This window comes from Streptomyces sp. NPDC044106, from assembly GCF_056433985.1.
In genome coordinates this window covers 1-20,425 of sequence record NZ_JBWKFZ010000024.1, presented here as the reverse complement: position 1 = coordinate 20,425, position 20,425 = coordinate 1, and the positions used below count along the sequence as shown (strand labels likewise).

At 72.8% G+C, this 20,425-nt stretch carries 17 protein-coding genes and 2 pseudogenes; 9 read left to right on the top strand and 10 right to left on the bottom strand.

The features are described from left to right. Positions 1-5: 5 nt before the first annotated feature. Both AC07DI_RS32745 and AC07DI_RS32740 read right to left on the bottom strand, forming a co-directional pair. Entirely contained in the window at positions 6-1,571 is a 1,566-nt protein-coding gene (locus AC07DI_RS32745; protein WP_478908135.1) for a carboxylesterase/lipase family protein, read from the bottom strand. Next, positions 1,568-2,509, bottom strand: coding sequence for an MBL fold metallo-hydrolase (locus AC07DI_RS32740; RefSeq protein WP_478908133.1), 942 nt, complete (start codon positions 2,507-2,509; stop codon positions 1,568-1,570). The genes AC07DI_RS32745 and AC07DI_RS32740 overlap by 4 nt, the downstream gene beginning before the upstream one ends. 172 nt (positions 2,510-2,681) lie before the next feature. Here AC07DI_RS32740 and AC07DI_RS32735 point away from each other — a divergent pair. Next, positions 2,682-3,575: pseudogene (locus AC07DI_RS32735) on the top strand (helix-turn-helix transcriptional regulator); the annotation flags it as partial. On the opposite strand, the gene AC07DI_RS32730 reads toward AC07DI_RS32735, so the two are convergent. Continuing rightward, positions 3,492-4,154 (bottom strand): DinB family protein, encoded by a 663-nt coding sequence (locus AC07DI_RS32730; RefSeq protein ID WP_478908131.1) that lies wholly within the window; start codon positions 4,152-4,154, stop codon positions 3,492-3,494. The pseudogene AC07DI_RS32735 and the gene AC07DI_RS32730 overlap by 84 nt on opposite strands. A gap of 65 nt (positions 4,155-4,219) precedes the next feature. Then, the gene (locus tag AC07DI_RS32725) at positions 4,220-5,326 is read right to left on the bottom strand and encodes a PucR family transcriptional regulator (protein ID WP_478908129.1); all 1,107 of its coding nucleotides are present in this window, start codon (positions 5,324-5,326) and stop codon (positions 4,220-4,222) included. Between the two features lie 106 nt (positions 5,327-5,432). On the opposite strand from AC07DI_RS32725, the gene AC07DI_RS32720 reads away from it, so the two are divergent. The 4 genes from AC07DI_RS32720 to amaB all read left to right on the top strand — a co-directional run bounded on the left by AC07DI_RS32720 (position 5,433) and on the right by amaB (position 10,655). Next, positions 5,433-6,329 carry an alpha/beta hydrolase gene (locus AC07DI_RS32720; protein WP_384256411.1) on the top strand — a complete coding sequence of 299 codons (897 nt, stop codon included), beginning with the start codon at positions 5,433-5,435 and terminating at the stop codon, positions 6,327-6,329. A gap of 174 nt (positions 6,330-6,503) precedes the next feature. Next, on the top strand, positions 6,504-7,679 hold the full coding sequence (locus tag AC07DI_RS32715; RefSeq protein WP_478908269.1) for an NAD(P)/FAD-dependent oxidoreductase: 1,176 nt from the start codon (positions 6,504-6,506) through the stop codon (positions 7,677-7,679). Between the two features lie 64 nt (positions 7,680-7,743). Beyond that, a complete protein-coding gene (gene hglS, locus AC07DI_RS32710; RefSeq protein WP_478908127.1) occupies positions 7,744-9,132 on the top strand; it encodes a 2-oxoadipate dioxygenase/decarboxylase in 1,389 nt (462 codons plus the stop codon). Then, the gene (amaB, locus tag AC07DI_RS32705) at positions 9,129-10,655 is read left to right on the top strand and encodes an L-piperidine-6-carboxylate dehydrogenase (RefSeq protein WP_478908125.1); all 1,527 of its coding nucleotides are present in this window, start codon (positions 9,129-9,131) and stop codon (positions 10,653-10,655) included. Before hglS ends, amaB begins: the two co-directional genes overlap by 4 nt. A gap of 39 nt (positions 10,656-10,694) precedes the next feature. Here amaB and AC07DI_RS32700 read toward each other — a convergent pair whose 3' ends face one another. Beyond that, positions 10,695-12,419 carry an acyl-CoA dehydrogenase family protein gene (locus AC07DI_RS32700; RefSeq protein WP_478908123.1) on the bottom strand — a complete coding sequence of 575 codons (1,725 nt, stop codon included), beginning with the start codon at positions 12,417-12,419 and terminating at the stop codon, positions 10,695-10,697. Between the two features lie 67 nt (positions 12,420-12,486). Continuing rightward, positions 12,487-13,050, bottom strand: coding sequence for a PadR family transcriptional regulator (locus tag AC07DI_RS32695; RefSeq protein WP_478908121.1), 564 nt, complete (start codon positions 13,048-13,050; stop codon positions 12,487-12,489). Between the two features lie 235 nt (positions 13,051-13,285). Between AC07DI_RS32695 and AC07DI_RS32690 the strand changes: the two genes are divergently transcribed. Together AC07DI_RS32690 and AC07DI_RS32685 are read left to right on the top strand one after the other, a co-directional pair. Next, a complete protein-coding gene (locus AC07DI_RS32690; protein ID WP_478908119.1) occupies positions 13,286-14,098 on the top strand; it encodes a S1 family peptidase in 813 nt (270 codons plus the stop codon). Between the two features lie 57 nt (positions 14,099-14,155). Beyond that, positions 14,156-14,893 carry an alpha/beta fold hydrolase gene (locus AC07DI_RS32685; protein WP_478908117.1) on the top strand — a complete coding sequence of 246 codons (738 nt, stop codon included), beginning with the start codon at positions 14,156-14,158 and terminating at the stop codon, positions 14,891-14,893. A 34-nt stretch (positions 14,894-14,927) separates the two neighbouring features. Here AC07DI_RS32685 and AC07DI_RS32680 read toward each other — a convergent pair whose 3' ends face one another. Beyond that, positions 14,928-15,398: a peroxiredoxin gene (locus AC07DI_RS32680; protein ID WP_384256393.1), complete on the bottom strand. Its 471-nt coding sequence runs from the start codon at positions 15,396-15,398 to the stop codon at positions 14,928-14,930. A gap of 217 nt (positions 15,399-15,615) precedes the next feature. Here AC07DI_RS32680 and AC07DI_RS32675 point away from each other — a divergent pair, with 217 nt between their 5' ends. Further along, the gene (locus AC07DI_RS32675) at positions 15,616-17,895 is read left to right on the top strand and encodes an FUSC family protein (protein WP_478908115.1); all 2,280 of its coding nucleotides are present in this window, start codon (positions 15,616-15,618) and stop codon (positions 17,893-17,895) included. Positions 17,896-17,912: 17 nt separating this feature from the next. On the opposite strand, the gene AC07DI_RS32670 is transcribed toward AC07DI_RS32675, so the two are convergent. The 3 genes from AC07DI_RS32670 to AC07DI_RS32660 form a co-directional block, all read right to left on the bottom strand. Next, positions 17,913-18,482 carry a hypothetical protein gene (locus tag AC07DI_RS32670; protein WP_384256389.1) on the bottom strand — a complete coding sequence of 190 codons (570 nt, stop codon included), beginning with the start codon at positions 18,480-18,482 and terminating at the stop codon, positions 17,913-17,915. A gap of 61 nt (positions 18,483-18,543) precedes the next feature. Beyond that, positions 18,544-19,557 carry a CU044_5270 family protein gene (locus AC07DI_RS32665; RefSeq protein WP_384256386.1) on the bottom strand — a complete coding sequence of 338 codons (1,014 nt, stop codon included), beginning with the start codon at positions 19,555-19,557 and terminating at the stop codon, positions 18,544-18,546. After that, complete coding sequence (locus tag AC07DI_RS32660) at positions 19,547-20,119, bottom strand: RNA polymerase sigma factor (RefSeq protein ID WP_384256384.1); 573 nt, start codon at positions 20,117-20,119, stop codon at positions 19,547-19,549. The genes AC07DI_RS32665 and AC07DI_RS32660 overlap by 11 nt, the downstream gene beginning before the upstream one ends. A 106-nt stretch (positions 20,120-20,225) precedes the next feature. Between AC07DI_RS32660 and AC07DI_RS32655 the strand changes: the two are divergent. Beyond that, positions 20,226-20,425, top strand: a pseudogene (locus AC07DI_RS32655) (aa3-type cytochrome oxidase subunit I); the annotation flags it as partial.

Sequence of the window (20,425 nt, the reverse complement as noted above, 5' to 3'; positions counted from 1 at the left end):
CCCGCTCACCTCGCCGCCTCCCAGGCCCGGCGCACATCGCCGCGCGGGTCCTCCTGTACCGCCCAGCGGTCTCCGATGACCATCGTGCTCCGACTGCGCGTGTCGTACGCGGCCCAGCCGGGGGCGCCGGTGCGTGCGAAGCGTACCCAGGCGGCGTGCGTACGGGCGGCCAGGTCGGGGGGAGGGCTGCCGGTGCCGAACAGCGCGCCGGTTCCCCGCAGTTGGTCCGGGACTCTGCCGAAGACGAAGGGTAGCTCCATCGTGTGGGTGGCGCCGAGCAGGCCGTCGAACGCCTGGGAGCGCCAGTCGAAGTGGTAGGCGTACGTCGCGCCGGGTGAACGGTCGGCGTGCGCGTCGGCCAGGGCCCAGCTTCCCGCACCGAACAGCGCGTCACCCATGATCGCCGAGCGCAACTGCCCCGGTGTGGCGTCGGGGTGCGCGGCGCGGTAGGTGGCGGTGAGCGCATCCGGTTCGGGGTGCGAGCGTTCGGCGGCGGCCCGGACGCCGGCCGTGGTCGAGCTGGTGTAGGCGCCGGAGGGCACGAGGTAGAGGTTGCCCTCCTCGGCGTTGGTGCCGATGAGGAGGTCGATGTCGAGGCTGCCGTGCCCGGCGGCGAAGGCATCGACTGGCTGGCGTTCGGCCACCACGCTGAAGGGGCTGAGCCCGAGCAGCGGGTCGTACGCGGTCGCGGTCCGCAGGTCGATCCCGCCGAGCAGGGAGGCGGCTTCGACCAGACGTGTGTCGGGGACGGCTTCGAAGGCGTCGGCGTGCGGCGCGATGCCCAGGGACGCTGCCGCCGTGCGTGTGACCCGGGTGGCCTGTTCGGGATCGAAGGCGCCCAGAGCGCTGCCGCTCTGCACGATGGCGCGCCGGACCAGACCCCTGCTCTCCGGCGCCGCGATGACGGCTCCCGTGAGGGTGGCGCCCGCGGACTGGCCGAACAGCGTCACCTGATCGGGGTCGCCCCCGAACGCGGCGATGTTCTTGCGCACCCAGCGCAGGGCGGCGAGTACGTCGAGGAGTCCCCGGTTGCGCGGGGCTCCGGGCAGGTCGAGGAAACCGGCCATGCCGAGGCGGTAGTTGACGGTCACCAGGACGATTCCGTCGCGCGCGAACGCGGTGCCGTCGTACAGGCTCGCCCTGGTCGAGCCCGCCACGAAGCCTCCACCGTGCACGAAGACCATGACAGGGAGGGCCCGACCCCGGACCCGGGACCCGTCCCGGTCCCGGTGTTGTTCCTCGGGAGGGTCGGGGGCCCATATGTCGACGGTGAGGTAGTCCTCTCCGTGGATCCAACCGGGTCCGAAGTAGGGCGACATGTCGATCGCGCCGAGGTTCCGGGGAGCCTGTGGCGCGGTCGGGCCAGCCGCCGTCGCGTCCCGGACGCCGCCCCACGGGGCGTGCGGTTGTGGCGCGGCGAAGCGGCCGGTCCGGGCCGGGGGCGCGGCGTACGGGACGCCTCGGAAGACCGTGACGCCCCCGTGCCGCGCACCGGCCACGGCTCCCTGCGCGGTGGTCACGGTGCGGAGGGCGCCGGGGTGGCCGCTGCCCGGGCGGTTCTCGCTGCTCATGCGTTCGTCGCCTGACCCTCGTACTCCTCCGACCGCACGTACGGCGTGAAAGGAGCCCACCCCTTGATGGCGAACCCGCTGCCCGCGCGCTCGACCTCGGCGGCGCCGTGGCCACCCAGATGTGCGGGAACGACGAGCGCGTTGTGGTCGGCGGCCCAGCCCAGAATCCTTCGGCGCGTGGCGCGGGCGGCGACGGGGTCCTCGCAGAAGCAGCTGTTGTGGTCCGGGTCGACGAGCTGGACGGGACTGTGCAGCAGGTCCCCCACGAAGACCGCGCGGTCCGTGCCGCTGGTGAGGGTGAGGACGCTCGACCCGGGGGTGTGCCCGGGGGCCGCGTCGAGGCGCAGATTGGCGTCGATGCGGTGGCCCCTCTCCCACAGGCGCGCCTGGCCGGCCCGGTGCACGGGGGCGACGCTGTCCTCGAAGACGTTCTGGTTGCCGCGGCCGAGCACGCTCTTGTGGCCGTTCTCGGGGTTCCAGAAGTCGTAGTCGTCCTTGGGCAGCAGGTAGGTGGCGTTCGGGAAGGTGGGGACCCAGTCCCTGCCGTCCAGGCGGGTGTTCCAGCCGACGTGGTCGACGTGCAGGTGGGTGTTGATCACGATGTCGACGTCCTCGGGTGTGACGCCCGCGCGCGCCAGACCGGCGAGGAAATCGGTGCGCAGGTGGCGCCACACCGGGGAGTACGGACGTTCCTTGTGGTTGCCGACGCCGGTGTCGACGAGGATGGTCCTGCCCTCGCTGCGCAGCAGCCAGCTCTGGACCGCGGAGTTGACGATGTTCGTCCGCGGGTCGAGGAAGTGCGGCGCGTGCCAGGCGTCGGTGTCTCTCCAGGCGGCCTCCGGGCTGGTGGGGAGGAAGGCGCCGGGCGTCATGTCGACCGGGCCGTAGTACTCCTTGACGCGAGTGACGGTGACGTCGCCGAGTTCGATCTGTTCCATCGGGTTGCTCCATGGCCGGGGCTGGGTTCTGAGGTTCTGGGCTTCTGGGGTTCTCGGGTCCTGAGGTCCTGATCGCCACCGTCGCCGTGTCGCCGCACGTCGGCCAGACCCGCCGCTGCCTACCCCCGGCAGGGTCAGGCTGCCGCGCGCCGGTCGATGCAGACTGGGGCGCATGAGCGAACGAGGACGGTTGGGCGACTTCCTGTACGCGCGCCGCGCCCGGCTCCGCCCCGCCGACGTCGGCCTGCAGGACTACGGCGACCGGCGACGGGTGGCGGGCCTGCGCAGGGAGGAGCTCGCGCTGCTCGCCGGCGTCAGCGCCTCGTACTACACGAGGCTGGAGCAGGGGCAGTCGGTGGGGGCGTCACCGGAGATCCTTGACGCCGTCGCGCGGGCTCTCTGCCTGGACGAGGCGGAACGCCGGCACCTGCGGGACCTCGCCGAGGCCGGGCGACGGCGGACTCCGGCCCGTCGGCCGCGGGCGGAACGGGCGGGGGCCGCCACGCTTGAGCTCCTGAGCACCCTGGAGAGCGTGCCGGCACTGATCACCGGTCGCCGCAGCGACGTGCTCGCCTGGAACCGGCTGGGGCACGCGCTGTTCGCGGGGCATCTGAGCCCGGACAGCCCCGAGCGCGCGGCGGAGCGCCCCAATCTCGCCAGGATGCTCTTCCTCGATCCGCACACCCGCGCGTTGTACGCCGACTGGACGGCGAAGGCCAAGGCCGTCGTCGAGAATCTGCGGATGGTGGCGGGACGGCACCCCGACGACACACTGCTCAGTTCACTGATCGGTGAACTCACGGTCAGGAGCCCGGAGTTCGCGGCGATGTGGTCCGGCCACGGGGTGAGCCCCTGCGCCTTCGCCGGCTACGAGATGCGCCACCCCCTGGTCGGCACCCTCACCGTGACCCAGCAGAGCCTGAGCCTCCCCCAGGAGGAGGACCAGCACCTGGTACTGGCCGTCACCGAACCGGGCTCACCGTCACGCGAGGCCGTCCGGCTCCTCGCCCAGGCGGCCACGCCACCCGCCTCTGCCCGGTCGAGCGGCGAACGGCCCGCCCGCTCCGTCCGCGACGGCTGCTTCGGCGGCCCGCTCGATCGTCGTACGCCGGGCTGCCCAGAAGGCCGCGTCGCGCTCTGAAACAGCGTTCCCCGGAACCGCCCCCGTGGAGCCGTCGAGTTCTTCGCGCAGGATGTCGGCGTGCCCGGCATGCCGACTGGTCTCGGTGAGCACGTGGACCAGGATGTTGAACAGCTTCACGTCGGGCCGCGGCCACCAGGGCACATGACCCGGGGCGTCGATGGCGAGGGCGGTGATCGTCGCGTCCGAGTGCCGCCACGCACGCCGGTAGCGGTCGACGATCTCGGCGCGCGTCTCGTGCTCGGTCGCCCACATGTCCGTGCCGCGCTGCTCCGCGTCGTCCCAGCGGGGCAGCGCCTCCGGGAACGGCCGGCCGAAGACCTCGCCGAAGTACCTGGATTCCCAGAGCGCCAGGTGTTTGACCAGGCCGAGGAGGTTGGTCCCCGTCACGGTCAGGGGGCGGCGGATGTCGTACTCGCCGAGCCCGTCGAGCTTCTGGAGCACCGCATCACGCATCACTCGCAGGTCATTGTGCAGGTACTGCTTCGCGAAGTCATCGATCACGGGGCAGGAGCCTGTCAGGCGCTTCCCAGGGCGGCAAGGGGCGCGTACGCAGAGACCGCCCCCTCTCACTCGTCGAGCAGCCGCCACGCGGTGAGCGCCAGCCTCGCCCGGAGGAGGCCGGTGGGATCGGTCAGGTCGAAGCCCAGGGTCTTGCCGATCTGTTCGAGTCGGCGGGCGACGCTGCTGTGGTGCAGGTGGAGGCAGTCCGCGGCGCGGCGCAGGGAGCCCGTGGCGCAGTAGGCCTCCAGTGTCTCCAGGTCCTCCGGGCGGGCTGCCGCGCCGGCCATCGCGGCCACGTCGGCGTTGTCCCGCACGGCGTCCTGCGGAACCTGCGCAAGGAGCGCGAGCGCGCCCAAACCGTCGTGCGGGACGACCGGTCGGCGCGCGGTGGCGAAGCGGAGGGCGGTGCGGGCTTCGCGCCAGGAGCGGTCGGGGCTTCCCGCGGCGCCGATGCCCGCGCGTACCCCCGCAGGGAACAGTGCCTGGTCGACGGTGGTGGCCAGGATGACGCCCACGTCGGCGAGCGGCGCCGCCTTCACCGGGCGGGCCGGGCAGATCAGACCGCCGATCCGGTCGAGCGGAAGCCGCGACCGTACGGCGACGACGCGGACCGGCAGACCTGCGGAGAAGCCGAGCAGGCGCAACGCACGGGCCCTGGCCGCCTCTTCGCTGTCGGAGCTGATGGCCAGCTCCACCAGGGCGGGGTCGGCCATGGTGGTGCGGGCCGGACCGTACCGTTCGACCGCCGCCGCGACGGCGATGGCGAGCCGGTCCAGGAGTACGTCGTCGAGCGGCCCGGGCGGTCCTGGCTCGGCGAGCGGTCCTGGCTTGACGAGCGGGCTGGGCTTGGCGAGCGAACCGGACGCATCCGGTGGGCCCGCGCGTTCCAGCCACACCGTGCCGATCTCCTCGTCGTCGAGGGTGACCGGCGCCGACAGGGACTCGGGCCCCGGCGGTCCTGCCGCCGGGGTGCCCTCCGGTGAGAAGCGGACCGCCTGCCCCGCACCCGAAAGGCGCACCCCCACCACGCATTCGGCCAGTCCCGCCGAGGACCGGACGAGCGCCGGGATGTCCACCCTGCGGCGCATCAGCGTGTCGTAGAACTGGACGACACGGATCGCGCCCTGCACGTGGGAATCCAGGTGCGACAGCCGTTCGGCGAGAGCCTCCATGGCGCAAGGATAGGCGCAGTCGGTGCGCCGTCCGGCGCGTGTTTGCCCACCGCCGTCCGACAGTTGGCGGGGGATCGTGTCGGTGGCAGCCTTGAGAATGTCCGCCATGGATCCCGAACTCGAAGCGTTTCTGCCGCTGATCCCCCAGCAGGACCTGACCGACCCGGTCGCCGCGCGCCCGATGTACTCCGCGTACGCCGCCTCGAAGCCGGCACCCGACACGTCGGGCATGGAGATCGAGGACCGTACGGTGCCGGCCGATCCGGACGTGCCGGTACGGATCTACCGTCCGCACCAGGGGCAGGGCGCCCTCGTCTGGTTGCACGGCGGTGCGCACGTCATGGGTGATCTGGACACCGAGCACCCGTGGGCCAGCCGCATCGCGGCCGCCTCCGGGGCGGTGGTGGTCTCGGTGGGCTACCGGCTCTCCCCCGAGCATCCGTTCCCCGCCGCCCTGAACGACGCCTACGCCGTACTGGAGTGGACGGCCGGCCACGCCGCCGAGCTGGGTGCCGATCCGGCGCGGATCGCGGTCGGCGGTCACAGCGCCGGCGGGAACCTCGCGGCCGGTCTCGCCTTGTGGGCCCGCGACCGGCAGGGGCCGCCGATCCACTTCCAGCTGCTCAACGAGGCGGCTCTCGACGACCGCCAGGAGACGTGGTCGCAACGGAACTTCACCGACACGCCCTGGGCGACGCGCGCCAACGTGGGGGCGTCGTGGCGCCACTACCTCGGCACCGCGCCGGTCACACCGTACGCCGCGCCCGCCCGGGCCACCGACCTCTCCGGGCTGCCGTCCGCCTACATCGCCACCGCCGAGTTCGACCCGAACCGCGACGAGGACATCGACTACGCGCTGCGCTTGTTGCGGGCGGGCGTCTGCGTCGAGCTGCATCAGTGGCCCGGCACGTTCCACGGCTCGCAGGCCATCCTCTCCGCCGAGGTCTCCCAACGGCAGATCGCGCAGCTCGCCGCCGCGCTCCGGCGCGCTCTCGCCGCGTGAGCCGGTCCCGGCCGGATCGAGCGCTGCGGCGGCGAGGGCTCATGGACGTCCGCGGGCGGCGTACTGCACCATGGCGGGCAGACAACTGTCCAGCGTTCCCCGTCACGCCATGACAGTCCGGGCCAACGCCTGTAAGGGAGCGGCCACTTGGCCTCCTCACCGCCCCGCCCGGCCATGTCGCCCGGCGCACCCCGCGCCCTCCCCACCGCCACCGACGTCGTGATCGTCGGTGGCGGGGTGATGGGGGCGAGCATCGCGTTCCACCTCGCCGAGGCGGGCGTACGCGACATCGTCGTCGTCGAGCGCGGCGAGCTGGCCTGCGGCAGCTCGGGAAAGCCGATCGGAGGGGTACGGGCGCAGTTCTCCGATCCGCTCAACATCGAGCTGGGCCACCGCAGCCTGCGCGCCTTCCGCGACTTCGGGGACCGCCCCGGCGCGGACATCGGCCTCGACACCGTCGGCTACCTCTTCCTGCTGACCGGCCCCGGCCAGGCGGCGGAGTTCGAGGACGCGGTGCGGAGGCAGAACGCGCTCGGTGTGCCCAGCCGCTTGATCAGCCCCCGCGAGGCCCGGACGCTCTGCCCCTACGTCGACGCCCACGGCCTGGTGGCCGCCGTCCACTCCCCCGCCGACGGGCACGCGCGGCCCGCACGCGTCGTGCGCGGATACGCGCGTGCCGCGGCGCGGGCCGGTGCCGTGTTCGCGACGCACACCACGGTGACCGGCATGGACACGGCCCGGGACCGCGTCACCGTCGTGCACACCGACCGCGGCCCTGTGGCCTGCTCGACGGTCGTCTGCGCCGCCGGAGCCTGGTCGGCGCGGATCGGCGCCATGGCGGGCGTCGACCTCCCCGTGCGGCCGCTGCGCCGCCAGCTCGCCTTCACCGCACCGCTGGTGTCCCCGGCGCCGCGCATCCCCTTCACCATCGACTTCTCGTCATCGGCGTACTTCCACAACAGCGACGACGGGCTGCTTCTCGGCCTTGCCGACCCCCACGAGAGCGAGGGCTTCGACACGACATGGACGCCCGGCTGGCTGGAGCTGTTCCGCGAGGTGGCCCGCGAGCGGGCGCCGGCCCTCGCCGGGATGGAGACGCGCGGAGGCTGGGCGGGACTCTACGAGGTCACCCCGGACCACAACGCGCTGATCGGCCGCGCCACCGATCCGGTCAACTTCCTCTACGCCACCGGGTTTTCCGGACACGGCTTTCTGCAGGCGCCCGCGGTGGGCGAGATCGTCCGCGATCTGCACCTGGGCCGGCCGCCGTGCGTCGATGTCGCACCGCTGAGCGCGGACCGCTTCCGCGCCGGGTCCGCCGCGAACCGCCCGGAGGCCCATGTGGTGTGAAGCACCGCCATCCCCCGGCCATCCACGCGGGAAGTCACCCCACCACTGAGAGGACGACGTGTCGATGATCGGACAGTGGCAGCTGCGTGCCGCGTTCGCCGCGAGGCTCTCGCGGATGTACGGGCGCGAGGTCCCCGCGTACACCACGCTGGTGGACGTCTCCCGCGAGGTCAACGAGGACGTGCTGCGCGCGCGGGGCGCCGACGCCGAACGCCTCGGCACCATCGGCCGCGTCACCGCCGAACGGCACGGCGCCATCCGGGTCGGCACCCCGGAGGAGCTGCGGCAGGTCGCCCGCGTCTTCGGCGCGCTCGGCATGCGTCCCGTCGGCTTCTACGACCTGCGCGAGACCGCCACCAGCGCGCTGCCCATCGTGTCGACCGCGTTCCGCCCGGTGGCCGAGGACGAGCTGGCCCGCAATCCGTTCCGGGTCTTCACCTCCATGCTCACCGTGTCGGATCCCCGCTTCTTCGACGCGGACCTGCGCTCACGCCTGACCGCGTTCCTCGCCGGCCGCGAGTTGTTCGGCCCGGAGCTCCTGAAGCTGGCCGACCGGGCGGAGGCGGAGCGGGAACTGTCCGACGCCGACGCCGAGCGCTTCCTCGACCTGGCCGTGTCCGCCTTCGAGTTGTCGGCCGAGCCCATCGACGGGCAGTGGTACGCGGCCCTGGAGCAGGTCTCCGCCGTCGCCGCGGACATCGGTGGCGTACGCAGTACCCACATCAACCACCTCACCCCCCGCGTCCTGGACATCGACGAGCTGTACCGGCGCATGACCGAGCGCGGCATCGAGATGATCGACACCATCCAGGGGCCGCCGCGCTGGGCGGGGCCGGACGTACTGCTGCGCCAGACCTCCTTCCGGGCGCTCGCCGAACCGCGTGCCCTGCGCGCCCCGGACGGCAGCGTGACCCGCGGCGCGCTGCGGGTGCGCTTCGGCGAGGTCGAAGCCCGCGGCATCGCCCTGACGCGTGCGGGGCGCGCCCTCTACGACAGCCTCCTGGCCGTCGTGGACGAGCGGGCCGCGGGCCGTCCGGCCGGTGAGCGCGGCGAGGTGGCCCGCGCCGTGTGGGCCGAGCACCTGCCAACGACCGAGCGGGAACTGGCCGGGCGGGGGCTGGGGTTCTTCACGTACCACGAGGTGCCCGGCCGTCCCGCGGACGGCGCGCGTCCGCCCTCCGATCTCGACGGCCTCCTGGGTGGGGGCTGGCTGCGGGCCGAGCCGGTCGTGTACGAGGACTTCCTGCCCCGGTCGGCCGCAGGCATCTTCCAGTCGAACCTCAGTGAGGCGGGGTCGAGGAACAGCGGCCGGGAAGGCAGCGCGTACGACGCCGACCGGCTCTCCGGAGCCATGTGCCGGGACGTCCTCGACCCGTTCACGCTGTACGAGCGGCAACGGGACCGCTCCCTCGCCCTGCTGCCCCGCGCACTCCGTCCCCAGGGAGCCTCATGACCCTCGTCCTGCCCTCCACCGACGAACTGCGCGCCCGCGCCCGCGCCGGACTCGACCGCATCGGCGTCACGGTCCCCGAGGGCCACACCCTGCGGGCCCGCACCCCGGTCACCGGCGAGGACCTTTTCGGTCTGGCCGCCACGGACGCGGCCGGAACAGAGGAGGCGCTCACCGCGGCCCGCGAGGCTTTCCTCACCTGGCGGAGCACCCCGGCGCCGCGCAGGGGTGAACTGGTTCGCAGGCTCGGCGAGTTGCTGCGTGTGCACCAGGAGGATCTGGCCGACCTGATCACCATCGAGGCGGGCAAGATCCGCTCCGAGGCGCTCGGCGAGGTCCAGGAGATGATCGACATCTGCGACTTCGCCGTGGGCCTGTCACGGCAGCTCTACGGGCGCACCATCGCCTCGGAGCGGCCGGGGCACCGGCTGGCGGAGACCTGGCACCCGCTCGGTGTCGTCGGCGTCATCTCCGCGTTCAACTTCCCGGCCGCCGTGTGGTCGTGGAACACCGCGGTCGCGCTGGCCTGCGGCGACACGGTGGTGTGGAAGCCGTCGGAGCTCACCGCGCTCGTCTCCCTGGCCTGTGACCGGCTGCTCGCCCGGGCCGCCGACGACGTCGGGGCGCCCCGCGACGTGCACCGGCTGCTGCTCGGCGACCGTGCTGTCGGGGAACGGCTGGTGGACGACCCACGGGTCGCCCTCGTCAGCGCCACGGGATCGACCCGCATGGGGCGCGAGGTCGGCCCGCGCGTCGCCGCCCGCTTCGGCCGCTGCCTGCTCGAACTTGGCGGCAACAACGCGGCGGTCGTGGCCCCGTCCGCCGACCTGGACCTCGCCGTGCGGGGCATCGTGTTCGCCGCCGTCGGCACCGCCGGTCAGCGGTGCACGACCCTGCGGCGCCTCATCGTGCACCGGGACATCGCCGACACCCTCGTCGGCCGGCTGACGTCCGCGTACCGGAAGCTGCCCATCGGTGACCCCTTCGACGACACGACGCTGGTCGGCCCGCTCATCTCCGTCCAGGCGCTGGATGGCATGCGCACCGCGCTCGACCGGGTGCGCGGCGAGAGCGGTGAGCTCCTCGCGGGCGGCGCCCGGCGCCCGGCGCAGGCGGCGCCGCACGCCGCGTACGTCGAACCGGCCGTGGTGCGCGTGGGCCGGCAGACCGGCATCGTCCGCGAGGAGACCTTCGCACCGCTGCTTCACGTCATGACGTACGACACCTTCGACGAGGCGATCGCCCTGCACAACGACGTGCCCCAGGGCCTCTCGTCGAGCGTCTTCACCCGTGACCAGCGCGAGGCCGAGCTGTTCCTGTCCGCGGAGGGCTCGGACTGCGGCATCGTCAACGTGAACATCGGGACGTCGGGCGCGGAGATCGGCGGCGCGTTCGGCGGCGAGAAGGAGACCGGTGGCGGCCGCGAGTCGGGGTCCGACGCGTGGCGCGCGTACATGCGCCCGGCCACCAACACGGTCAACTACTCCGGCCGGCTCTCCCTCGCCCAGAACGTCAGCTTCCTCTGAGGGCCCGACCCTGAACCACTCCCGACCGGGACTGTGGCGCTACGGCGCCATCTCGTACGTCCCCGCCAGCGCCTCGACGCGCTCCCAGACGCGTGCGGAGCGGGCCTCGTCGACGACCGGGCGCCGTACCGCGCCGAGCGCCCAGCTCTGCTGCTCCGGCGTGGCGGAGTCCTTGCCGTGCAGCTCGACGGCGTGCGCGGAGAAGTCCCGTACGAGGACGGCGAAGAGCTCGTCGAGCACGTCCTGGTCGAGGCCGGTGAGACGCGCCTGCTCCAGGATCAGCTGGCCGTGCACGACGAGCGCGAACAGCTGGCCGACGGCGAGGAGCAGGTCGAGGTCGCGGCTCTGCTTCTCGTCGGGCGCGGCGGTGGTGACGAACTCGCAGAGCGCGTCGGCCTGTTCGCGGAAGCGGGCGACGTTGGGCACCTCGGCGTACGCGTCGTAGGCGGTGCGCCAGTCGTGGAAGCGGATGGCGCCCAGGCCGCGGGCCGGCCCCTGCTGGAAGAGGAAGGCGTCGTCGGCCGCGTCGAGGCGGGTCGGCACGGGCTCGTACTCGGCCGGGTTCAGCAGGTGGTTGCTCATGAACTTGAGGATCAGCGCGAGGTTGACGTGGACCGTGCCCTCCAGCTTGGGCAGGCCGCGGATCTCGACGGCCGCCTGTGCGAAGTAGTTGTCCTTCTCGAAGCCCTTGGCCGCGATGACGTCCCACATGAGGTCGATGACCTTCTCGCCCTCCGTGGTCACCTTCATCTTCGTCATGGGGTTGAAGAGGAGGTAGCGGCGGTCGTCGGGGCCCGCGGAGCGGAAGTAGTCCACGGCGCGGTCGCTGAAGAGCTTCATGCCGACGAGGCGGACGTACGCGTCGGTGAGCTCGCGGCGCACGTGCGGGAACGCGGTGACGGGGCGGCCGTAGAGGATGCGGCCCGTGGCGTGGGTGACGGCCTCGTACATCGCGTGCTCGCAGATGCCGATGGAGGCCGTGCAGAGGTTGAACTTGCCGACGTTGACGGTGTTGAGCGCGGCGTCGAAGGCGGCGCGGCCGGTGTGCAGGACGTCGTCGGGTCCGACGGGGTAGTCCTCCAGGCGGAACTCGCTGACGTACTTGGAGGAGTCGACGACGTTCTTGACGAGGTGGTACGCCTCGTGGCGGCTGTCGGCGGCGAAGAAGACGTAGCCGTCGGGGCCCTCGACGTCGGTGCGGCGGCCGAAGACGGAGACGAGACCGGCGGCGTTGCCGTTGCCGATGTAGTACTTGGAGCCGGTCGCCCGGAAGCCGCCGCCGCCGTCCGGTTCGAGGAGCATGTCGGTGGAGTAGATGTCCGCGCCGTGGGCCTTCTCGGAGAGGCCGAACGCGAATACTTCACCCTGGGCGAGGAGTTCGGCGGCGCGGGCGCGGGCCGCGGCGTTGTCGCTCTGCCAGACCGGGCCGAGCCCCAGGATGGTGACCTGCCAGGCGTACCAGTAGTCGAGTCCGTAGAAGCCGAAGATCTCGTTGAGTGCGGCGATCCGGGCGGTGTCCCAGCGCTTGTCGTCCTGCCCCTCGCCCGCCGCGGAGGCCGGGGTGAGGAAGGTCGCGAACAGGCCCTCCTCGGCGGAGAACGCGAGGAAGTCGGCGAGCCAGGCGCGGGAGCGGTAGTCCTCGATCAGCCTGCGCTTGCCGCGGGCCTCGAACCAGTCGACGGTCGCGCGCAGCAGCCTGCGGGTCTCGGGATCGAAGTGGACCGGGTCGTAGGTGTGCGGGTTGAACAGCAGCTGGTCGGCCATGGTGGTTCGCCTTTCCGGCTCGGGAGGGTGGGAGGTGCGGTGTTTCGAGTGAGGGTCGGGGACGGGCTCAGTGCTCGGCGGCGAGCCGGTGGAGGGTGGCGATCACGTCGTCGAGCCAGTCGAGCGTCATGCGTTCGTACGCGATGCCGCCGCGCAGCACGACGTGCTGGAGCTCCCGCCCGGCGTCGGGTGCCGCGGGGGCAGGGGCCTCGGGGCCGGTGAAGTCGCGCAGCTCGCCCGCGAGGTAGTGCGCGAGCCGGTCGGCGTGCGCCTGGCGGTGGCGCTCCACCTCGCGGATCAGTGTGGCCGGGTCGTCGAAGGCGGCGCCGCGGATCTTCACGGCGAGCTCGTGCCGGACGCTCTCGGGCTCGATCGGCTCCTGCAGCCACCGGGAGAGGACCGTGCGCCCCCGGTCGGCCACGGAGTACTCCTTCTTGTCCGGCCGGTCCTGCTGCGCCACTTCGCGGGCGCCGATCCAGCCGTCGTTCTCCATGCGCTTGAGCACGCGGTAGATCTGCTGGTGCGTGGCGGTCCAGAAGTAGCCGATGGAACGGTCGAACCGCCGGGCCAGCTCGTAGCCGGAGCCCGGCTTCTCCAGCAGGGAGACGAGGATCGCGTGTTCGAGCGCCATGCCCGAATCCTTCTATGCAACTAGTTGCATAGACAAGCCGTGCCGGTCAGGTGAGACACGGCTCACCCGACCGGCGCGGCCGAAGCCCGCCCGCCCGCAACCGGGGGTTTGCCCCACCCTGAACGGGCCGCCGCCCCGACCACGGACAGGCATGCTGGCCCGATGGGCCGGTGGATCTTGGGCCAGCAGGATGGCCGTGTTCCGCTTTACCGGTTCACAGACAAGGAAACCCCTCGTGTTCAGCTTGAAGTCGATGCGACACCGCGCGGCCCGCACCACCGCCGTCGGCGCCCTCGCCGCAGCCACCTGCGCCACCCTGATGACGGGCAGCGCCGGAGCGATCGTCAACGGGGACGACGCCAGTCAGCGCTACCCCTTCATGGCGACCATCCCGGAGTCGGCCAAGGACGGCAGCGTGCAGGACGGTACCTGCGGGGCGACGCTGATCGATCCGCGGTGGGTCGTGACGGCGGCGCACTGCGTGCGGGGCGATGTCGTTCTGGACGGCATCGTCCGGGTCGGCAGCAGCCACCGGAAGTCCGGGGGCACCGTCCGCAAGATCGAGCGGACCATCGCCCACCCCGGGTTCCGGAGCGGCGACGGGACCTCGTTCAACCGGCACGACATCGCACTGGTCCAGCTCGATCGCCCGGTCTCCCAGAAGCCCATCGGCATCGCGGAGCGGGCGGGGCGGCCCGGCACCCCGACCCGGCTGCTGGGGTTCGGCACCACCGTGGACGGCGAGATGCGGTTCTCCCCGCGCCTGAAGGAGCTGGACACGCGCAGGGGTGCCGCGTCCGAATGCGCCCCCGGCTACGCGTCCGCGAACCGCCTGTGCACCATCAGCCTCAGGCCCAAGGCCATGGCGTGCTCCGGGGACTCCGGCGGCCCGCAGCTCCAGAAGGGCCGGCACGGGCGGTGGGAACTGATCGGCGCCACCTCCGGCCCCGGTGCCCCCGGGGTCGCGTGCTCGGACGGGCCCGGCCTGTACGTCAACGTCCCGGCCTACGCGGACTGGATCCGGGACACCATCAAGCACAAGGGCTGAACCCCCACCTGCCGGGGCCGCACCGGAGCGGAACGGATGCGCCGCTATGCTCGCCGCGTGGGTGAGGTAGTGGTGGTGCGTACCGGCTCCGGGCCGGAGGTCCTGCTCGTGCACGGCGGCGCGGGGCCGCGGACGACGTGGGGCGCGCTGTCGCCGCTGACCGATCGGTGGACACTCGCGCACGTCCACCGGCGCGGCTATCCGCCGAGTCCACCACCGTGCGAGGGCCAGGACTTCGCGGTGGACGCCCTGGATCTGGCGCCGCTGCTCGTCGGCCGTCCGCACGTCGTCGCCCACTCGTACGGCGTCCTCGGGGCGTTGACCGCGGTGGCGGACGCGCCGGACGGCGTGCGCTCGCTCACTCTGATCGAGCCGCCGCTGACCTGGCTCGTCCCCGACGATCCCGAGGTGGCGCGACTCCAGCGCATCGGGGACGCGGTCCTCACCCACGGGATGGACACGGACCCGGTCGAGCTGCGCGAGTTCCTCCGTCTCGCGGGTGCCCCCGTCGGCGACGGGCCACTCCCGCGGGACGTGGTCGCCGGCGTCCGCCGGGCGCACGGTGCCAGGCTGCCCGGCGAGGCCCGATTCAGCCTCGACCGCGTCCGTCGCACCGGCGTCCCGGTGCTCGTCGCGTCCGGCGGCCACGCGGTCGCGCTCGAGCGGATCTGCGATGCTCTCGCGGTAGCGCTCGGCGGCGAGCGCAGCGTGCACCCGGGCGCCGGTCACTTCGTCGCCGCAGCACCGGGCTTCGCCGAACGGCTGGATGCCTTCCTGCGCAGGACAGGCTCCTAGCGGGCTTCAGCCTTGGCCGGAAATCCGCGATCGGTCAGCTTTCCGCGAGGCGGCGTACGGCGGCCAGCGCGCGGTCGGCGTGTGCGCTCATGCGCAGTTCGCTGCGGACCACTTCGACGACGGTCCGGTCCTTGCCGATGACGAAGGTGACGCGCTTGGTGGGGGCCAGCGAGAAGCCGCGTGCCACGCCGAACCGGCCACGCACCACTCCCTCGGGGTCCGAGAGCAGCGGGAAGCCGAGGGAGTGCCGCTCCGTGAACTCCCGCTGCTTCCCGACCCCGTCGCCGCTGACCCCCACGGGCCGCGCTCCCGCGGCGGCGAACTCGGCGGCCAGGTCACGGAAGTGGCAGGCCTCCGCCGTACAGCCGGGCGTGAGGGCCGCGGGGTAGAAGAACAGCACCACAGGGCCTTCCCGCAGGAGTTCGGAGAGCCGTCGCGGGGCGCCGGTCTCGTCCGGCAGCGTGAAGTCCTCGACGGTGTCACCGACCGCCGTGCGCGCCGTCATGCCGGGCTCCCCGTCGACGTACGGTCCATCGGCGACACGTTGCCTCCTCAAGTGGCGGGAGCGAAACCCTACTCGATGGTCCGAGCACGGTCCTGGCGCCCTGCTCCTGGCCGCCCGCCGACACCCTCCGACCAGCCTTGATCCCGTCGAACGCCGTCGTGCGATGCTGGGTGACGCCGGGAGGCACCGAGAGAGCGACGGGGAGTACGGCATCACGATGGCAGTGGCACGACGGACAGCGAAGGGCGTCTGGGACCGTTTCTCGGCATCCGACCCAGGACTCCTGCGGCTCATGGCGGGACTGCGCACGGTGGGGGCGATCCTCCTCGCGCTCGCCGTGCTCGCACCGCTCGGCACCTCGGTGACCCATCTCGTCGCGGGCGCGATGACGGCCATGGTCGCCACCTTCGCGATCCAGGAGAAGGAGGTGCGGGGGCAGGCGATCACGGTGGCGCTCGGGCTGCCGGTCGCCCTCGCGGCGATATCTCTGGGAGCGCTGCTCAACCACCGGGTGGTGGCCGGGGACGCCTTCTTCATCCTGCTGATCTTCGGCGCCGTCTACTGCCGCCGGTTCGGCGACCGGGGCACCGCGCTCGGCCTGATCGGCTTCCAGGTCTACTTCGTCTCGCTCTTCGTGAGTGCCTCCGCCTCGGCGCTGCCCGGACTGTGGCTGACGCTGACCATCGCCTTCGCGTGCAGCGCGGTCGTACGGTTCGCCATCGTGCCGGAGACGCCTGAGCGCACTCTCGCCCGGCTGCGCGAGGCGTTCCGGGCCCGGCTCGCCCAGCTGATCGCCCACCAGATCGAGCTCCTGGACGCGGACGCCGGGTCCACGGACGGCCCGGAGAAGGTCCTCGACGACCTGCGGCGCTCCACCGCCCGGCTGCACGAGGCGGCGCTGATGATCCAGGGGCGCCTGGAGGAGGGCACACGGGACGCGGCCGCGGCTGCGCTGCTCCAGCGCAGGGTGGCCGACGCCGAGATCGCCGCGGAGCGTCTCGGCGTGCTGCTCCTCAACGCCCGCAGCGCGGAACGCGTGGAGACCCTGACCCTGCACCTTCCGAGCGCCCCCGTCGCCATGCCGGGGCGCGCCCAGTTCGGCCAGGACGCGGGCACGGCGCTGCGCCGGGATCTGCGGGCCCTGCACCTGCTCGTGGTGCGGCTGGTCCCCGACGACCGGGGCACGGCCCTGCCGTACGTACGCAACAGACTGCTCGGCTACCGCGAGGAGCAGGGGCTGCCGCAGGGCTCACCCGCCGTCCAGGACTGCTTCCGCGCGGTCGGTGAGGCGGCGCGCGCCATTCTGGGCCTGCGGCTTGCGACCGACGGATCGCAGGGCGAGGAGTACGACAGCCCGGAAGCCGCGCGGTCGAGGGAGGAGTTCGAGGCGGAGGAGATCTCGATCTCGAGCGAGGCGGCGGGGGCCGCCGAGGACGAGCCCACCGGGTTGCGGCGGCCCACCACGAGGGCGGCCGTCCAGGTCGCGGTGGGCTCGGCGCTCGCCATCGTCGGGGGTGAGTTCCTGTCCACGCAGCGGTGGTACTGGGCGGTCCTGACATGCTGGGTGGTCTTCCTCAACACCGCTTCCACGGGCGAGATCATGGTCAAGGGCTACCGGCGGCTGCTCGGCACGGTGCTCGGCGTGGTGGCCGGGGTCGCGCTCGCGGGCGCCGTCGGCAACCACACCTGGGCCGCGTTCGCCCTCGTCGTGCTGTGCGTCTTCGGGATGTTCTTCACCGCGCCGCTGTCGTACGCCCTGATGTCGTTCTTCGTCACGGCGATGCTGGGCCTGCTCTACACCCTGCTCAACACCTACAGCCTCGACGTCCTCGTGCTGCGGATCGAGGAGACCGCGCTCGGCGCGGCCTGCGGGATCATCGCGGCCGTCCTGGTGCTCCCGGTGCGCACGTCGCACCGGACCGACGAGGAGCTCGGCACCGTCCTCGCCCGGCTGCGGGACGTCGTGTCGGCGGCGGTGGCCCAGCTGAGCGGCGGCCCCGCGGTCGACCTGGTGGACCTGGCGCGGGACCTGGACACTGCGCTGGACGACCTACGGCGCTCCACGAAGCCGTTGACGCATCCCATCGCCCCGCTGCGGGCCCGGCGCCAGACGGCCCGCTACCTCGTCGCGCTCCTCGAGACGTGCGCCTACCACGCCCGCTCGCTGGCGGCGACGGCCGAGTTGGTGCCCTCCAGCAAGAGCGTCGCCGCCGACGCGCGCCTCGCGCTCGCGGGCCGGCGGATCACGCACAACATCGACCTGATCGCCGCGCGGGTACGCGGTGAGGAGACCGACGGCACCATCGAGTCGGGGGCCAGCATCGCCTCGATGCTGGACAGCGGCGGTCACGAGGTGCTGCGGACGGGGTCGGTGGCGTTCCGCGTGCTGCGGCACCTGCAGCGTCTCGACGAGGGGATCGTCGGCCTGGCCCGGCCGCTCGGGGCCCCGCTCGCGGTACCGGAGGAGAGTGCGGGCACGGGAGCGCGCAGGCTCTGAGAGCCTGCCCCCCGGTGTCACGCCCCGCGCAGTTCCTCGACGACCTGCCGCAGCACCGGCGCCGGCACGTCCGGCAGCAGCATCGCGAAGGCCAGCAGCAACTTCCCGAGCAGGAACGTGGTGTCCGGCGTCCCGCGCACGATGTCCTTGACGGCCGTCACGTCCTCCGCCGCGACGGCTTGAAGGAGTTCCGCCGCGTCCGGCCCCGCGCCGTCCTCCGTGAGGACGGACCGGTCGCCGAACTCGGCCCGGCGCACCATGTGCCGCAGCACCCGGTCGCCCGCCGCGGGCAGATACGCCTTGCGTACGCCTTCGTTGGCGATCCAGCACAGCGCGGAGACCAGGTCGGCGGTCCGCTCGTCGGCGTCGAACTCCGCCATCAGGGCGTCGTACGCGAGCTGGTTGCCGTGCCGGAACGCCAGCAGCAGCCGCGCCGCCCGCGCCTTGGCCTCGACCACCTGCGCCTCGGACAACTGCGTCTCGGACACGTGCGTCTCGGACACCTGCTCGCCGGAGACCCGCGCCCCGGGCACCTGCGTCGCGGCCACTTCGACCCGATCGCCCGATTCCTGCTTGTTTACGCCCATCTGGCATATGTTAACGATCAACGGGCGGGGGTCTTCAAGACCCCACGCCCCAAAGGCCGGGTCAACGCACCCAAGCGGTGTACGACATGACGTCCCCCGCCTTCACGCCGAAGGCAGGGTCGTCCCTGGTGACCGTCTCCTCCAGGCCCAGCACAGCGCCGTTCTCCGGGTCCAGGATCAGCATCCGCCGCAGGCCGTCGCTCGTGTGGACGTACGCCTGGCCGGTGCGGCCGAGCCGGTCGGTGACCGCTCCCGCCGGGCGCAGCCCCTCGGCGTCGGCGAGGACGCGGGTCAGCGCCGCGCTCTCCCGGGCACCCGGCGTCCACTCGCGCAGGAACGTCGAGACCGTGTCCAGGAGTTCATCGGTGCCGGTGAGCGGGGTGCGGACGCCCGGGTGGCTGAGCTCGGCCAGGTAGGTGCGGAGCGCTCCGGGCGTGTGCGGGGGCCGGGTCTGGGGCGCGGCCGTACCCCAACTCGGGGGGTAGGTGCGGTTGCTGAGGACCTTGCCGTCGCGGACCGTGCGCGGCCCGTCGTCGCCGTCGGTGATGACCGGCTTCCCGGGGCTGCGGGGGTCGGTGGCCACGACCAGTTCGGTGCGGCTGCCGTCCGCGTGCCAGCGGGTGACGCGTTCCTCCGGCAACGTGACGGGCGCGGTGCCGCCGCGGTCCTCGTGCATGGCGAGGCTCCAGGTCTGGACGTGCGCTCCCCTGGTCAGCCGGGGCGCGCCCTTGGCCGACGCCGACGCCGACGCCCGGTCCGCGAGTTGGTCGAGCGCCACGGGCGTGGACCCCGCCCGCAGGGTGAGGGGCCGGGGGGCCGCGGCCGCCGGCGCGCTGCTCGGCCCCGCGAGGACCAGGGCCAGCGCGGCCGCCACGGCGAGCGAGACCATCTCGATGCCCCAGACCAGGCGGCGCACCTGGCGTGCGGGTCTGCGCCGGTCGCCGGGGGCGCTGTGCAGGAGCTGGTGCAACTGGCGCTGGGCGTGCGCGGGCAGCGGCCGGTCGCGGAACCGGTCGGCGTCGCCGGGCACGGGGTCGGCGTCGCGCAGCAGGGCGAGTTCGTCGTCATGAGCCATGGCCGTGGTCCTCCGGAACGGTGGCGCGGGTCGCTGCAGGGGCGGGCCGTGCGGCCGGTGCGGGCCGCAAGCGGTCGATCTCGGCTCTCAGCCGGCGGCGGGCCCGGTGCAGCCTCATCGCCGCGGCCCGGGTGCCGCAGCCGAGCGCGGTCGCGAGCTCCTCGGTGTCCAGGCCCTCCCAGGCCGTCAGGCGCAGCACCTCCTGGTCGGAAGCGGAGAGCCGGTTCAGGGCGTCGTGCACCCAATCCCCCGGGTGCTCGGCCTCCGGCCCCGCCACCACGTTCCTGCGGTGGCGGCTCTCGTCGTTGCCGAGCCGTTCGACGAGCCGGCGCCGACGCCCGTATCCGCGGACCGCGTTGGCCAGGCAGCGCCGCGCTATCCCGTACAGCCAGGGCAGCGGGGCCGGTGGCAGGTCGGCGCGGCGCCGCCAGGCGACGGCGAACACGTCGGCCACCACCTCCTCGGTGTCGTTCGTCGGGCCGCCGAGCCGCCGTGCCACGTAGCGGCTGACCGCCCAGTAGTGCTCGCGATAGGCAGCGGCGAAGGTTTCGTCGTCGCTCACGGTTACGAAGTGTCCGGCACCGCCGCGATCGTCACACCGGTGGGGTGTGATCCATGTCGCTCCGTCCGCCTGTCACAGATCGAGGGGCGCCGGACACAGGCGGGGCATGGACAGCAACACCGTGGTGCCGCCACCCGCGCGCGCCTCAGACCCCCTTTCCGTGCCCGCGCAGTCGGTGCTCCGGCCCCGACGCCCCGGGCATGCCGTCGTGAAGTGGCTGACCACCACTGACCACAAGACGATCGGCACGCTGTATCTGGTCACGTCGTTCGCGTTCTTCTGCATCGGCGGTGTGATGGCGCTCTT

Coding starts and splice junctions, on each gene's coding strand:
- amaB (WP_478908125.1), top strand. CDS start 9,129: ATGACCCTCGTCCTGCCCTCCACCGACGAACTGCGCGCCCGCGCCCGC.
- AC07DI_RS32680 (WP_384256393.1), bottom strand. CDS start 15,398: ATGACGGCGCGCACGGCGGTCGGTGACACCGTCGAGGACTTCACGCTG.
- AC07DI_RS32670 (WP_384256389.1), bottom strand. CDS start 18,482: ATGGGCGTAAACAAGCAGGAATCGGGCGATCGGGTCGAAGTGGCCGCG.
- AC07DI_RS32720 (WP_384256411.1), top strand. CDS start 5,433: ATGGATCCCGAACTCGAAGCGTTTCTGCCGCTGATCCCCCAGCAGGAC.
- AC07DI_RS32745 (WP_478908135.1), bottom strand. CDS start 1,571: ATGAGCAGCGAGAACCGCCCGGGCAGCGGCCACCCCGGCGCCCTCCGC.
- AC07DI_RS32700 (WP_478908123.1), bottom strand. CDS start 12,419: ATGGCCGACCAGCTGCTGTTCAACCCGCACACCTACGACCCGGTCCAC.
- AC07DI_RS32715 (WP_478908269.1), top strand. CDS start 6,504: ATGTCGCCCGGCGCACCCCGCGCCCTCCCCACCGCCACCGACGTCGTG.
- AC07DI_RS32695 (WP_478908121.1), bottom strand. CDS start 13,050: ATGGCGCTCGAACACGCGATCCTCGTCTCCCTGCTGGAGAAGCCGGGC.
- hglS (WP_478908127.1), top strand. CDS start 7,744: ATGATCGGACAGTGGCAGCTGCGTGCCGCGTTCGCCGCGAGGCTCTCG.
- AC07DI_RS32675 (WP_478908115.1), top strand. CDS start 15,616: ATGGCAGTGGCACGACGGACAGCGAAGGGCGTCTGGGACCGTTTCTCG.
- AC07DI_RS32665 (WP_384256386.1), bottom strand. CDS start 19,557: ATGGCTCATGACGACGAACTCGCCCTGCTGCGCGACGCCGACCCCGTG.
- AC07DI_RS32740 (WP_478908133.1), bottom strand. CDS start 2,509: ATGGAACAGATCGAACTCGGCGACGTCACCGTCACTCGCGTCAAGGAG.
- AC07DI_RS32725 (WP_478908129.1), bottom strand. CDS start 5,326: ATGGAGGCTCTCGCCGAACGGCTGTCGCACCTGGATTCCCACGTGCAG.